Annotated in this window: 11 protein-coding genes and 3 tRNA genes; 1 reads left to right on the top strand and 13 read right to left on the bottom strand. The window is 64.3% G+C overall.

What is annotated here, in order from left to right:
• Window positions 1-49 precede the first annotated feature (49 nt).
• The 13 genes from rpoB to ACO07Z_RS03780 form a co-directional block, all read right to left on the bottom strand.
• On the bottom strand, window positions 50-4,180 hold the full coding sequence (gene rpoB, locus ACO07Z_RS03840; protein WP_244376925.1) for a DNA-directed RNA polymerase subunit beta: 4,131 nt from the start codon (window positions 4,178-4,180) through the stop codon (window positions 50-52).
• 266 nt (window positions 4,181-4,446) lie between these two features.
• Complete coding sequence (gene rplL, locus ACO07Z_RS03835) at window positions 4,447-4,821, bottom strand: 50S ribosomal protein L7/L12 (RefSeq protein ID WP_244376926.1); 375 nt, start codon at window positions 4,819-4,821, stop codon at window positions 4,447-4,449.
• 49 nt (window positions 4,822-4,870) lie between these two features.
• Window positions 4,871-5,389 carry a 50S ribosomal protein L10 gene (gene rplJ / locus ACO07Z_RS03830; RefSeq protein WP_371345855.1) on the bottom strand — a complete coding sequence of 173 codons (519 nt, stop codon included), beginning with the start codon at window positions 5,387-5,389 and terminating at the stop codon, window positions 4,871-4,873.
• A 469-nt stretch (window positions 5,390-5,858) separates the two neighbouring features.
• Window positions 5,859-6,560 (bottom strand): 50S ribosomal protein L1, encoded by a 702-nt coding sequence (rplA, locus tag ACO07Z_RS03825; RefSeq protein ID WP_421697478.1) that lies wholly within the window; start codon window positions 6,558-6,560, stop codon window positions 5,859-5,861.
• A 4-nt stretch (window positions 6,561-6,564) separates the two neighbouring features.
• The gene (gene rplK / locus ACO07Z_RS03820) at window positions 6,565-7,014 is read right to left on the bottom strand and encodes a 50S ribosomal protein L11 (protein ID WP_244376929.1); all 450 of its coding nucleotides are present in this window, start codon (window positions 7,012-7,014) and stop codon (window positions 6,565-6,567) included.
• Between the two features lie 254 nt (window positions 7,015-7,268).
• On the bottom strand, window positions 7,269-7,640 hold the full coding sequence (locus ACO07Z_RS03815) for a ribbon-helix-helix domain-containing protein (protein WP_421697477.1): 372 nt from the start codon (window positions 7,638-7,640) through the stop codon (window positions 7,269-7,271).
• A 92-nt stretch (window positions 7,641-7,732) separates the two neighbouring features.
• The gene (locus tag ACO07Z_RS03810; RefSeq protein ID WP_421697476.1) at window positions 7,733-8,347 is read right to left on the bottom strand and encodes a DJ-1/PfpI family protein; all 615 of its coding nucleotides are present in this window, start codon (window positions 8,345-8,347) and stop codon (window positions 7,733-7,735) included.
• Between the two features lie 171 nt (window positions 8,348-8,518).
• Complete coding sequence (gene nusG, locus ACO07Z_RS03805; RefSeq protein WP_421697475.1) at window positions 8,519-9,049, bottom strand: transcription termination/antitermination protein NusG; 531 nt, start codon at window positions 9,047-9,049, stop codon at window positions 8,519-8,521.
• 11 nt (window positions 9,050-9,060) lie between these two features.
• Window positions 9,061-9,258, bottom strand: a complete 198-nt coding sequence (gene secE / locus ACO07Z_RS03800) for a preprotein translocase subunit SecE (RefSeq protein ID WP_421697474.1) — start codon at window positions 9,256-9,258, stop codon at window positions 9,061-9,063.
• A gap of 199 nt (window positions 9,259-9,457) precedes the next feature.
• Window positions 9,458-9,534, bottom strand: a tRNA-Trp gene (locus ACO07Z_RS03795).
• A gap of 176 nt (window positions 9,535-9,710) precedes the next feature.
• The gene (tuf, locus tag ACO07Z_RS03790; protein ID WP_421697473.1) at window positions 9,711-10,901 is read right to left on the bottom strand and encodes an elongation factor Tu; all 1,191 of its coding nucleotides are present in this window, start codon (window positions 10,899-10,901) and stop codon (window positions 9,711-9,713) included.
• Window positions 10,902-11,079: 178 nt separating this feature from the next.
• Window positions 11,080-11,153 (bottom strand) — tRNA-Gly (locus ACO07Z_RS03785).
• A gap of 30 nt (window positions 11,154-11,183) precedes the next feature.
• A tRNA-Tyr gene (locus ACO07Z_RS03780) sits at window positions 11,184-11,268 on the bottom strand.
• Between the two features lie 267 nt (window positions 11,269-11,535).
• On the opposite strand from ACO07Z_RS03780, the gene ACO07Z_RS03775 reads away from it, so the two are divergent.
• Window positions 11,536-12,357, top strand: a complete 822-nt coding sequence (locus ACO07Z_RS03775) for a TrmH family RNA methyltransferase (RefSeq protein ID WP_421697472.1) — start codon at window positions 11,536-11,538, stop codon at window positions 12,355-12,357.
• The last annotated feature ends 92 nt before the right edge of the window (window positions 12,358-12,449 follow it).

The following is a 12,449-nucleotide window of genomic DNA, read 5'->3' as shown; positions in this document are numbered from 1 at the left end:
GATCGAAAAGGCGGACGCGACCTGCGCGCCCGCCTCTGGTCTCAGTCGGTCATTCGGCCGCTGGCAGGCTCTCGCCCGGCGTCGGCACCGCCGAGAGCGTCTTGGAGTTCATCAGCTCGACATTGAGGCCGAGCGAACGCATCTCCTTGACGAGAACGTTGAAGCTCTCGGGAATGCCCGCCTCGAAGGTGTCGTCGCCACGCACGATGGCCTCGTAGACCTTGGTGCGGCCCGCGACGTCGTCCGACTTCACGGTCAGCATCTCCTGCAGCGTGTAGGCGGCACCATAGGCTTCGAGCGCCCACACCTCCATTTCGCCGAAGCGCTGACCACCGAACTGCGCCTTGCCGCCCAGCGGCTGCTGGGTGACGAGCGAGTACGGGCCGATCGAACGGGCATGGATCTTGTCGTCGACAAGATGATGCAGCTTCAGCATGTAGATGTAGCCAACCGTCACCTTACGGTCGAACTGCTCGCCGGTGCGGCCGTCGAACAGGGTCGACTGCGCCGACTTGTCGAGGCCGGCCAGTTCCAGCATGTGCTCGATATCCGCCTCGCGGGCACCGTCGAACACCGGCGTTGCGATCGGCACACCACGACGCAGGTTCGACCCCAACTCGACCAGACCTTCCTCGTCGAGCGACGCGATGGTCTCGTCCTTGCCGTAGATCTTGCCGAACGCATCCTTGAGCGGCGCGATGTCCTGCGTCTGCCGGTAGCCTTCGATGGCGCGGTCGATGACGCGGCCGAGGCCGGCGCAAGCCCACCCCAGATGAGTCTCGAGGATCTGCCCGACGTTCATGCGCGAGGGCACGCCGAGCGGGTTGAGCACCATGTCGACCGGGGTGCCGTCCTCAAGGAACGGCATGTCCTCGACCGGGACGATGCGCGAGACCACGCCCTTATTGCCGTGCCGGCCGGCCATCTTGTCGCCCGGCTGGATCTTGCGCTTCACCGCGATGAAGACCTTGACCATCTTCATCACGCCGGGCGGAAGTTCGTCACCACGCTGCAGCTTCTCGACCTTGTCGAGGAACCGCTGTTCCAGCCGCTTCTTGGATTCGTCGTACTGGTTGCGGATCGCCTCCAGCTCGCTCATCAGCTGATCGTCGGCGACGGCGAACTGCCACCACTGGCTGCGCGGGAACTCGGTCAGCACCGAACGGGTGAGCACCGTGTCCTTCTTGAAGCTCTTGGGGCCGGCAATGCCGGTCTTCCCGTCCAGCATCTCGGCCAGGCGGCCGAAGACGTTACGGTCAAGGATCGCCTGCTCGTCGTCGCGGTCCTTGGCGAGGCGTTCGATTTCCTCGCGCTCGATCGCCTGAGCACGCTCGTCCTTGTCGACGCCGTGACGATTGAACACGCGCACTTCGACAACCGTACCGGTGACACCCGGGGGAACGCGCAGCGAGGTGTCGCGCACGTCCGCCGCCTTCTCGCCGAAGATGGCGCGAAGCAGCTTCTCTTCCGGCGTCATCGGGCTCTCACCCTTCGGCGTGATCTTGCCGCAGAGGATGTCGCCCGCCTGCACTTCGGCGCCGATATAGACGATGCCGGCTTCGTCCAGATTCTTCAGCGCCTCTTCCGACACGTTCGGAATGTCACGCGTGATTTCCTCAGGGCCGAGTTTGGTGTCGCGGGCCATCACTTCGAATTCCTCGATGTGGATCGAGGAGAAGATGTCGCCCTTGGAGATGTTCTCCGACAGCAGGATCGAGTCTTCGAAGTTGTAGCCGTTCCACGGCATGAACGCGACGAGGATGTTCCGGCCGAGGGCGAGATCGCCGAGATCGGTCGAGGGACCGTCAGCGATGATGTCACCCTTGCGGACGCGGTCGCCCACCCGCACCAGCGGACGCTGGTTGATGCAGGTCGACTGGTTCGAGCGCTGGAACTTCTGCAGCCGGTAGATGTCGACGCCCGACTTCGACGGATCGTTCTCTTCCGTCGCGCGGATGACGATACGGGTCGCGTCCACCTGGTCGACGATGCCGGTGCGGCGCGCGCCGATGGCAGCGCCGGAGTCACGGGCGACCACGGACTCCATGCCCGTGCCGACGAAGGGGGCATCGGCGCGAACCAGCGGCACCGCCTGGCGCTGCATGTTCGAGCCCATTAGCGCGCGGTTGGCGTCGTCGTTCTCAAGGAACGGGATGAGCGCGGCGGCGACCGAGACGAGCTGCTTGGGCGACACGTCCATGAAGTCGACACGGTCCGGCGTGACCAGAAGAACGTCGCCCGCATGACGGCAGACGATCAGGTCTTCGGTGAAGCGACCCTCAGCGTCGAGCGGGATGTTCGCCTGCGCGACGTAGTACTTCCCCTCCTCCATGGCGGAGAGATAGACCACTTCGTCCTGAACCTGGCTGTCCTTCACGCGGCGATAGGGCGCCTCGATGAAGCCGTACTTGTTCACGCGGGCAAAAGTGGCCAGTGAGTTGATCAGACCGATGTTTGGGCCTTCCGGCGTCTCAATCGGGCAGATACGGCCGTAATGCGTCGGGTGCACGTCGCGCACCTCGAAGCCGGCACGTTCGCGCGTCAGACCGCCCGGTCCAAGCGCCGAGAGACGGCGCTTGTGGGTGATTTCGGACAGCGGGTTGGTCTGGTCCATGAACTGCGAGAGCTGCGACGAGCCGAAGAACTCGCGCACCGCTGCCGCCACGGGCTTGGCGTTGATCAGGTCCTGCGGCATCACGGTATCGATGTCGACGGACGACATGCGCTCCTTGATGGCGCGTTCCATGCGCAGCAGGCCGACGCGGTACTGGTTCTCCATCAGCTCGCCGACGGAGCGGACGCGGCGGTTGCCGAGGTGATCGATGTCGTCGATCTCGCCCTTACCGTCGCGCAGTTCGACCAGCGTCTTGATGACCGCGAGAATATCCTCGCGGCGCAGCACACGCACCGTGTCCTCGGCGTCGAGGTCGAGACGCATGTTCATCTTCACGCGGCCGACCGCGGAAAGGTCGTAGCGCTCGGCGTCGAAGAACAGCGAGTGGAACATCGCCTGCGCGGAATCGAGCGTCGGCGGCTCGCCAGGACGCATCACGCGGTAGATGTCGAACAGCGCGTCCTCGCGGGTCACGTTCTTGTCGACGGCCAGCGTGTTGCGGATATACGCGCCCACATTGACATGGTCGATGTCGAGGATCGGCACCTCGTCGTAGCCAAGCTCGACAAGCTGCTTCAGCATCTTCTCGGTGACTTCCTCACCGGCTTCGACATAGATCTCGCCCGAGGTCGGGTTGACGATGTCCTCAGCCACATACTGGCCGACCATCTCTTCGTCGGAGATCTTGAGCGCCTTGAGGCCCTTCTCGGCAAGCTGGCGGGCCTGACGGACCGTCACCTTCTTGCCCGCCTCGATCACCACTTCGCCGGTGTCGGCGTCGACGAGATCGGCCACGGCCTTGTAGCCCTTCATCCGCTTGGGATCGAAAGGCATGCGCCAGCCGTCCTTCGTGCGGGCGAAGGTGATGGTCTCGTAGAAGGTGTTGAGGATCTCTTCGCCGTCGAGGCCGAGGGCGAACAGCAGGCTCGTCACCGGAATCTTACGGCGGCGGTCGATACGCGCATAGACGATATCCTTGGCGTCGAACTCGATGTCGAGCCAGGAGCCGCGATAGGGAATGATGCGCGCAGCGAACAGCAGCTTGCCGCTGGAGTGCGTCTTGCCCTTGTCGTGGTCGAAGAACACGCCCGGCGAACGGTGCATCTGCGAGACGATGACGCGCTCGGTCCCGTTGACGATGAACGTGCCGTTCATCGTCATCAGCGGGATGTCGCCCATATAGACGTCCTGCTCCTTGATGTCCTTGACGGACTTGGAGCCGGTGTCGGGATCGACATCGAACACGATCAGACGGAGCGTCACCTTCAGCGGCGCAGCGAAGGTCATGCCGCGCTGGCGGCACTCGTCAACGTCGTACTTCGGCGGCTCGAATTCGTAGCGGACGAATTCGAGCATGGCAGCGCCCGAAAAGTCCGAAATCGGGAAAACCGACTTGAAAACCGCCTGAATGCCGTCGTCGGCGCGACCGCCCTTCGGCTCAACGATCTGCAGGAACTGGTCGTAGGATGCCTTCTGAACCTCGATGAGGTTCGGCATCTCAGCCACTTCCTGGATCTTGCCGAAAAACTTGCGGACCCGCTTACGACCGGTGAACGTCTGCGCCATGTCGCTCCTCGCTCCGTCCGAGTATCCGTCAGCGCCATCCACGAACCCGGCGGGAGGGCCGGTGGCCTTGCGTGGAGGCTTAAGATCACAAAACAATCCGACAAGGTTGAGGCACTCTCCGTGCCTGCCTCCGACCATTCCGTAACCGACGGCTCGCCAGACGACCCGCTCCGGATCGTCGGGGAAGCCGTCGGGCTTCCTGAAGTTCGCCTTCGATGTGAAGGCAGAGGCCGCCGGCGGACCGGCGGCCTCGCATGATCAGATGATCACTTGAGCTCGACCTTGGCGCCGGCCTTCTCGACCTGGGCCTTGATCTTCTCGGCCTCTTCCTTGGTCACGCCTTCCTTGATCGGCTTGGGCGCGCCTTCGACGAGGTCCTTGGCTTCCTTGAGGCCCAGGCCGGTGATGGCGCGGACTTCCTTGATGACCTCGATCTTCTTGTCGCCGGCCGCGGCCAGGACAACGGTGAACTCGGTCTGCTCTTCGACCGGAGCCGCAGCGGCACCAGCGGGAGCGGCAGCAACCGCCACGGCGGCGGCGGCGGAAACGCCCCACTTCTCTTCGAGGAGCTTCGCGAGCTCGGCGGCCTCGAGAACGGTCAGGGCGGACAGCTCGTCAACGAGCTTCGACAGATCAGCCATTTTACTTAAGTCCTTGGATTTCGGTTCGAACCAGTATTACCGGGAAGCCTCACGCGGCTTCGTTCTCTTTGGCATAGGCCGCAAACACGCGGGCGAGCTTGGCCGCCGGCGCGGTGCTGAGCTGCGCGATCTTGGTCGCCGGGGCCTGGATGAGGCCGACCAGCTTCGCACGCAGTTCATCAAGGGACGGCATGGTGGCCAGAGCCTTCACACCATCCACATTCAGGGCCGTGGTGCCGAACGCTCCGCCGAGAATGACGAACTTGTCATTCGCCTTGGCGAAGTCGACGGCAACCTTCGGAGCCGCAACAGGATCGCTCGAATAAGCGATGATGGTCGGACCCTTCAGCAGGGAACCGACATGTGCAACGTCCGAACCTTCGAGAGCGATCTTGGCGAGGCGGTTCTTCGCCACCTTCACGGTCGCACCATTCGCCTTCATCTGCCGACGCAGGGTCTGCAGCTGAGCGACGGTGAGGCCGGAATAGTGGGCCACGACGACAACCGACGTGTTGTTGAACACCTCGGTGAGCGACGTGACGAGCTCTTCTTTTTGTGCTCGATCCACTTCACTTGCTCTCCGGTGGCGAGGAAGGATGACTTCCCCGCCGGGTTTGCGCCTTGCCGCCCCTCCTTACGGAGCGACGGCGGTGGTATCCTGTCCCCTGGGACCGGAAAACCGGCCAAGGCGCTGGTTCGAGCCGAAAGCCAGGACCCGGCGAACCGGAACCGTGCATCGGTCGTAACCCCGTCTATGCTGGCCCCGGAGTGGGATTAAGCCGCCTCTAGGAGGGGCACCGGCAGTCTCGGACAGGACATAAAGCCGGCAAGGCGAACCTTGCCGGCCTCTCCGCCCGGTTTTAAGCGGGCGAAAGCTGAAAATTCATCGGCACGCGGCCGACAATGTCGGCAACGAAACCGCCCATATAGTGAGTCGCGTGGGATTTGTCACCCCTGATAGCACCGAGGGCTTGACAAATCCACACCGTCGCAATCACGGGACCGCGACCGGCCCCGTGATGCGCGCGCAGTTACAATCAGCCCGCAACCAGCACGGACGCCGGCTCGACCTTCAGGCCGGGGCCCATGGTCGAGGAGACGGCGACGCGCTGAACATAGGTGCCCTTCGCGCCGGTCGGCTTGGCCTTGACCACCGCGTCGGCGAAGGCGCGGATGTTCTCGGCGAGCTTGTCGACCGGGAACGAGGCCTTGCCGATGCCGGCGTGGATGATGCCAGCCTTCTCGACACGGAACTCGACAGCACCGCCCTTGGCGGCTTCGACCGCGCCCTTCACGTCCATGGTGACGGTGCCAACCTTCGGGTTCGGCATCAGGCCGCGCGGGCCCAGCACCTTACCGAGACGGCCGACGAGCGGCATCAGGTCCGGGGTGGCGATGCAGCGATCGAAATCGATCGTGCCGCCCTGAATGGTTTCGAGCAGATCCTCGGCGCCAACGATGTCGGCACCGGCGGCCTTGGCCTCGTCAGCCTTGGCGCCGCGCGCGAACACGGCGACGCGCACGGTGCGGCCCGAGCCATTCGGCAGGTTGCACACGCCGCGGACCATCTGGTCGGCGTGACGGGGATCGACGCCGAGGTTCAGCGCCACTTCGATGGTCTCATCGAACTTGGCGTTGGCGCGATCCTTCAGCAGCTGAATCGCCTCGTCGAGGCCGTACAGCTTGGCGGGATCAATGCCCTCGCGGACGGCGCGAACACGCTTGGAAATCTTGGCCATCAGCTCAACCCACCACTTCGAGGCCCATGGAACGGGCGGAGCCCTCGATCATGCGCACCGCCGCGTCGACGGTATCGCAGTTGAGGTCCTTCATCTTCTTCTCGGCGATCTCACGCATCTGGTTCTGCGAGATCTTGCCGACGAAGCCGCCCTTGCCCGGGGTCTTGGAACCGGAGCCGGGCTTCTTCTTCGTCTCAAGGCCAGCGGCCTTCTTCAGGAAGTAGGAAACCGGGGGGGTCTTCAGCTCGAAGGTGAAGGAACGATCCTGGTAGGCGGTGATAACGACCGGGATCGGCATGCCCTTTTCGAGCTGGCCGGTCTGGGCGTTGAACGCCTTGCAGAATTCCATGATGTTGAGGCCGCGCTGACCGAGCGCCGGGCCAATCGGCGGGGCCGGGTTGGCCGAGCCGGCTGGCACCTGCAACTTGATGTAGCCGGTGATCTTCTTCGCCATAGTGAACTCCTCGGCGGCGCGACTGCCAGTCGCAAACGCCAAAGCACGCCGTCGCGACGGCTTCATCGCGTGCGGTGTAAATGGAGGATCGCGGTAGCGGCACGTTCACAATGCTGGCTGGCGAACCGGCCGTGCCTCCCGCGTATGAATGCACGCCGGAGGCCGACGCCTCCTGCTTGCAGGGCTCCGCATACAGGATCAACCGGCTTAATGCAACCGGGCCGACATTTCCGCTGGGCTGCGTTGCGGCCGGCTTACGCCGCCGACGGCAGCGCCCGCCGGCGGCGATGGGCTTCGCGGGCGAGGATCGCGTCGGCATCAAGGCTGCGAATCGGCTGACTGAGATCGCGCGGCACGTCGCCTTCCATTTGGAGCGCAAGATAGCGCCCGCAGCACACGCGCAAAAAGGACGCGAAGTTCTCGACGCCGCCATGGGCGAAGGTCAGTTCCTCATGCAGCTTGGCGAGCAGTTGCGAGAGACTCATGCCGTCGCGCAGGGCGATCTCCTCCAGCACCTGCCAATACAGGTTCTCCAGCCGCACGCTGGTGGAGAAGCCGTTGAGCCTCAGCGATTTGAGCCGCGTCTGCCACAGGCTCGGATCAGCCTCGATGAAGAGCTTGCACATGGAGCGCCTCCTCGGCGGCGGGGCACCCTCCCCGCCACACGCATCATAGCCCCGAACCCCGGAGAGGCGAAGATCGGGGCAGGCAGCGTCGGTCAGGCCGCCTCGCGCGCCCCGGTCGTCACCTCGCCATGGGCGATGGTCGTGCCGAGGACGGCAAGGAACTGGGCAATCCACGCCGGGTGGGCCGGCCAGGCCGGCGCGGACACCAGATTACCGTCCGTCACCGCCGCGTCGATGGCGATGTCGGCATAGGTACCGCCTGCAAGCTCCACTTCGGCGCGACACGCCGGGTAGGCCGAACAGGTCCGTCCTTCGAGAACGCGGGCGCCGGCGAGCAGTTGGGCGCCGTGGCAGATAGCGGCGACCGGCTTGTCGTCCGTGAAGAAGTGGCGAACGATTTCCAAGGCGCGGTCGTTCATCCGCAGATATTCCGGCGCCCGGCCACCGGGAATCACCAGCGCGTCGTAGCGGGCGGGATCGACGTCGGCGAAGGTCGCGTTGAGCGCGAAATTATGACCGCGCTTTTCCGAATAGGTCTGCTGACCCTCGAAATCGTGGATCGCGGTCGCGACACTGTCGCCGGATCGCTTATCCGGGCAGACCGCATGCACCGTGTGCCCGACGGCCAGCAGCGCCTGGAACGGCACCATGGTCTCGTAGTCTTCGACGAAGTCGCCGACGATCATCAGAATGCGTTTGCCTGCCATTCTCTCCTCCCGGGTTGCGCCGCCGTCCGCAGCGGGCGGCGGCAGGTCTTGGGGAGAGACTAGAACGGCGGGGGAGCGGAAGGGTGTTAACCCGTTAACGCGCAGGCCAATGAAAAAGGGCGCCGCCGAAGCCGCGCCCTTCCAAAGCCTCGATCGGCAGCCGATCGGCCGTCAGACCTTCTCGACCTGACCGAATTCCAATTCGACGGGCGTGGCGCGGCCGAAGATGGACACCGCCACCTTGAGACGCGACCGACCCTCGTCGACCTCCTCGACCACGCCGTTGAACGACGCGAACGGGCCATCCGACACCTTGACCGTCTCACCGACCTCGAAGGTAATCGAGGGCTTGGGACGCTCAATGCCTTCCTGCACCTGCTGAAGGATGCGCATGGCCTCCTTCTCGGCGATCGGCATCGGCTTGTTGTCAGCGCCGAGGAAACCGGTGACCTTCGGCGTGTTCTTGATGAGATGGAAGGCCTCGTCGGTCAGGTCCATCTTAACGAGCACGTAGCCGGGGAAGAACTTGCGCTCGGCGTCGACCTTGCGACCGCGGCGTAATTCGACAACCTTCTCGGTCGGCACAAGCACCTGCTCGAACAGGTCGGTGAGTCCACGCTGCGCAGCCTGCTCCTTGATGGAGTCCGCGACCTTCTTCTCGAAATTGGAATAGGCGTGGACGATGTACCAGCGCATCGGCATCGCGTCTCTCCTCAACGGCCGATCTGCAGGATCTGAGCAACCGCGAAGCTCAGAATCTGGTCAGCGACCAGGAAGAACAGCGAGGCCAGCACCACCATGACGAACACCATCGCGGTAGTGATGAGCGTCTCGCGACGGGTCGGCCAGGTGACCTTGCGGGCTTCCGCGCGGACCTGCTGAAAGAACTCGACCGGGTTCGTCTTCGCCATGCTCGTCTCGAAACGCCTCTGATGCGGCCCGCGCCGATATCGGCTGATCGCGGCGCGCCGCCTGCGGGTCCCGCCCTGCACGCCTTTCAGCGTCCCGGCAACACGACCCTCCAAAAATGCACGAAGCGGGCGTATAGCCCGCAAAGCCGCCTCGCGTCAAAGAACCTTTGGCGCTCTTGCCTGCCACTTCCAGGGAAAGTGGCAGGAGTGGAGGGACTCGAACCCCCAACCCCCGGTTTTGGAGACCGGTGCTCTAACCAGTTGAGCTACACTCCTAGAAGAGTCGGACGGGGCGATGCCCGGATCGTCCGACTCTCGAATCGCGAGGCACTATAACCGGCCGCGCGCCCACGTCGAGGGGCGCGAGGCCCGGTTTCAACAGTTCGGCAGCAAAGCGCGAAAAACTTCGTTGCCGGAAAGGGATGCGACCCGCGCACCCCTTTGTCTTTGCGTCACTCGATGATGGAAGCGACGACGCCGGCGCCGACGGTGCGGCCACCTTCGCGGATGGCGAAGCGCAGCTTCTCTTCCATCGCGATCGGAACGATCAGCGCCACGTCAACCGTGATGTTGTCGCCCGGCATCACCATTTCCGTGCCTTCCGGCAGGGTCACGATGCCCGTCACGTCCGTCGTGCGGAAATAGAACTGCGGACGGTAGTTGGTGAAGAACGGCGTGTGGCGCCCGCCCTCTTCCTTCGTCAGGATGTAGGCCTCGGCCTTGAACTTCGTGTGCGGCTTCACCGAACCCGGCTTGCACACCACCTGGCCGCGCTCAACGTCCTCGCGCTTCGTGCCACGGACAAGGATACCGACGTTGTCGCCGGCCTGGCCCTGGTCGAGCAGCTTGCGGAACATTTCCACGCCCGTCACCGTCGTCTTCACCGTCGGGCGGATGCCGACGATCTCGACTTCCTCGCCGACCTTGATCACGCCGCGCTCGACGCGACCGGTCACCACCGTGCCGCGACCCGAGATCGAGAACACGTCTTCGATCGGCATCAGGAACGGCAGGTCAACCGGACGCTCCGGCTGCGGGATGTAGGCGTCCACCGACTCCATCAGCTTCAGGATGGCGTCGCGGCCGAGCTTCGGATCGCCGTTCTCAAGCGCCACCAGCGCCGAGCCACGGATGATCGGGATGTCGTCGCCCGGGAAGTCGTACTTCGACAGAAGCTCGCGAACCTCGAGCTCCACCAGCTCAAGCAGCTCCTCATCGTCGACCATGTCGCACTTGTTGAGGAACACCACCAGAGCCGGAACGCCGACCTGACGCGCCAGAAGGATGTGCTCGCGGGTCTGCGGCATCGGGCCGTCCGCCGCCGACACAACCAGGATCGCGCCGTCCATCTGCGCCGCGCCGGTGATCATGTTCTTCACATAGTCGGCGTGGCCGGGGCAGTCGACATGCGCGTAGTGGCGGTTCGTCGTCTCGTACTCAACGTGAGCGGTCGAGATCGTGATGCCGCGGGCCTTCTCTTCCGGCGCCTTGTCGATCTGGTCGTACGCCGTGAACGTCGCGCCGCCCGTCTCCGCAAGAACCTTCGTGATCGCTGCCGTCAGAGACGTCTTGCCATGGTCAACATGGCCAATCGTCCCGATGTTGCAGTGAGGCTTCGAACGGTTGAACTTCTCTTTGGCCATAACTCGTTTCCTTCAGCGGCATACGGGCCGCGAAAAATCGGGCCGTGGGATAGGCGGTTTCCCGGCTTTCCGCAAGTGCTGCGTTGCGCCGCAGCTGCGGTAGGGACAATCGCATCGCCCTCGGGCTGGTTCGGCGCAGGACCGCGCCGTCGCCTCATATAGGGGCTTGGGCGAAAAGTGGAGCGGGTGAAGGGAATCGAACCCTCGTCATCAGCTTGGAAGGCTGTTGCTCTACCATTGAGCTACACCCGCGAGGTCGGCATAGATTAGCGGAAGGCGACGTGGTGGGGGAGGTAGGACTCGAACCTACGAAGGCATAGCCAGCGGATTTACAGTCCGCCCCCTTTGCCGCTCGGGACACTCCCCCTCGCACGTCGGCCGATCTGCCATGCGTCGAAATGCATCGGCTTGTCGACCTGACCGGGAACCGACGCGATGCGGCTCCCGTGCGGCCGGCTTTATGGTGAGGTGCCCCTGCCCTGTCAACCCCGCTCCGTTCGACGGCTCTCAAGGCTGTGGATCACGCGGCCATTTCGCCCGCGACGTGGCGAAAGAAAGTCGCATGCTGCGTGCAGGACCGGTGACCGCGACGCCGCAAATTGCCAAGCGGCGCACGCCGTGACAGAACGCGCGCATGAACGATCGCCCCAGCCGCCCGCCCGGCCGCCCCAAGCCTTCCGCTGCCCGTCCGCGCCAGCCCCGCCCGCGTCCCGCCGGCCGGCCTTTCGGCGCGTGGCCGGACGATGTGGCGATTCTGTATGGCTGGCACAGCGTCGTCGAAGCGCTGCGCAATCCACGCCGCAAGCTGCGCCGGCTGATGCTGACCGAAAACGCCGCGCGGCGTCTGCAGGAAGAAGGAATCCCGCACCGGCTCGACCCCGAAATCGTCCGGCCCGGTGAGATCGACCGGCTGCTCGACCCCGACGCGGTGCACCAGGGTATGCTCGCCGAGTGCGACCCTCTGCCGTCGCTCAGCCTTGCCAAGGCGGCGGAATGCGATCTTCTGCTGGTGCTCGACCAGATCACCGATCCGCATAATGTCGGCGCCATTGTGCGCTCGGCCGCGGCGCTGAAGGTCGGCGCCATCGTTACCACGGCCAGACATAGCCCCGCCGCGACCGGCGTGCTCGCCAAGAGCGCGAGCGGTGGGCTGGAACATGTGCCCTTTTGTTTTGTGGGCAATCTCGCGCGCGCGCTCGACGAATTGAAGCAGAACGGCGTGCAGGTCGTCGGGCTCGACAGCGAGGGGCCGGCTGATCTGGTCGACACCCCCCTCTCCTCTCCCGTCGCGCTGGTGCTCGGCGCGGAGGGCAAGGGGCTGCGACAGCTGACGCGGCAAACCTGCGACACGCTGGCGCGCATCGATCTTCCCGGCGCCATCGTCAGCCTGAACGTGTCGAACGCCGCCGTGCTCGCGCTCTATATCGCCCGTCGGGCGATCGGAGCTCCGGCCTGAGCCAAGGCATGGTGTCGCTCCGGCTTTACTTGAGAAAGGCCGGCTCTTCTGCTGCATTGCAACATACGCGGCAGTTTACGACCAATTGCCAA

Origin of the sequence: Ancylobacter sp., assembly GCF_965229075.1 — a bacterium.
Lineage (GTDB): Bacteria > Pseudomonadota > Alphaproteobacteria > Rhizobiales > Xanthobacteraceae > Ancylobacter.
The sequence above is the reverse complement of the archived record's forward strand: the minus strand, read 5'-3'. Positions and strand labels throughout refer to the sequence as shown.

Excerpts from the sequence above, each read along its gene's own strand:
- rpoB (WP_244376925.1), bottom strand. The coding sequence starts at position 4,180 with ATGGCGCAGACGTTCACCGGTCGTAAGCGGGTCCGCAAGTTTTTCGGC.
- rplL (WP_244376926.1), bottom strand. The coding sequence starts at position 4,821 with ATGGCTGATCTGTCGAAGCTCGTTGACGAGCTGTCCGCCCTGACCGTT.
- rplA (WP_421697478.1), bottom strand. The coding sequence starts at position 6,560 with ATGGCCAAGATTTCCAAGCGTGTTCGCGCCGTCCGCGAGGGCATTGAT.
- rplK (WP_244376929.1), bottom strand. The coding sequence starts at position 7,014 with ATGGCGAAGAAGATCACCGGCTACATCAAGTTGCAGGTGCCAGCCGGC.
- ACO07Z_RS03815 (WP_421697477.1), bottom strand. The coding sequence starts at position 7,640 with ATGTGCAAGCTCTTCATCGAGGCTGATCCGAGCCTGTGGCAGACGCGG.
- ACO07Z_RS03810 (WP_421697476.1), bottom strand. The coding sequence starts at position 8,347 with ATGGCAGGCAAACGCATTCTGATGATCGTCGGCGACTTCGTCGAAGAC.
- nusG (WP_421697475.1), bottom strand. The coding sequence starts at position 9,049 with ATGCCGATGCGCTGGTACATCGTCCACGCCTATTCCAATTTCGAGAAG.
- secE (WP_421697474.1), bottom strand. The coding sequence starts at position 9,258 with ATGGCGAAGACGAACCCGGTCGAGTTCTTTCAGCAGGTCCGCGCGGAA.
- tuf (WP_421697473.1), bottom strand. The coding sequence starts at position 10,901 with ATGGCCAAAGAGAAGTTCAACCGTTCGAAGCCTCACTGCAACATCGGG.
- ACO07Z_RS03775 (WP_421697472.1), top strand. The coding sequence starts at position 11,536 with ATGAACGATCGCCCCAGCCGCCCGCCCGGCCGCCCCAAGCCTTCCGCT.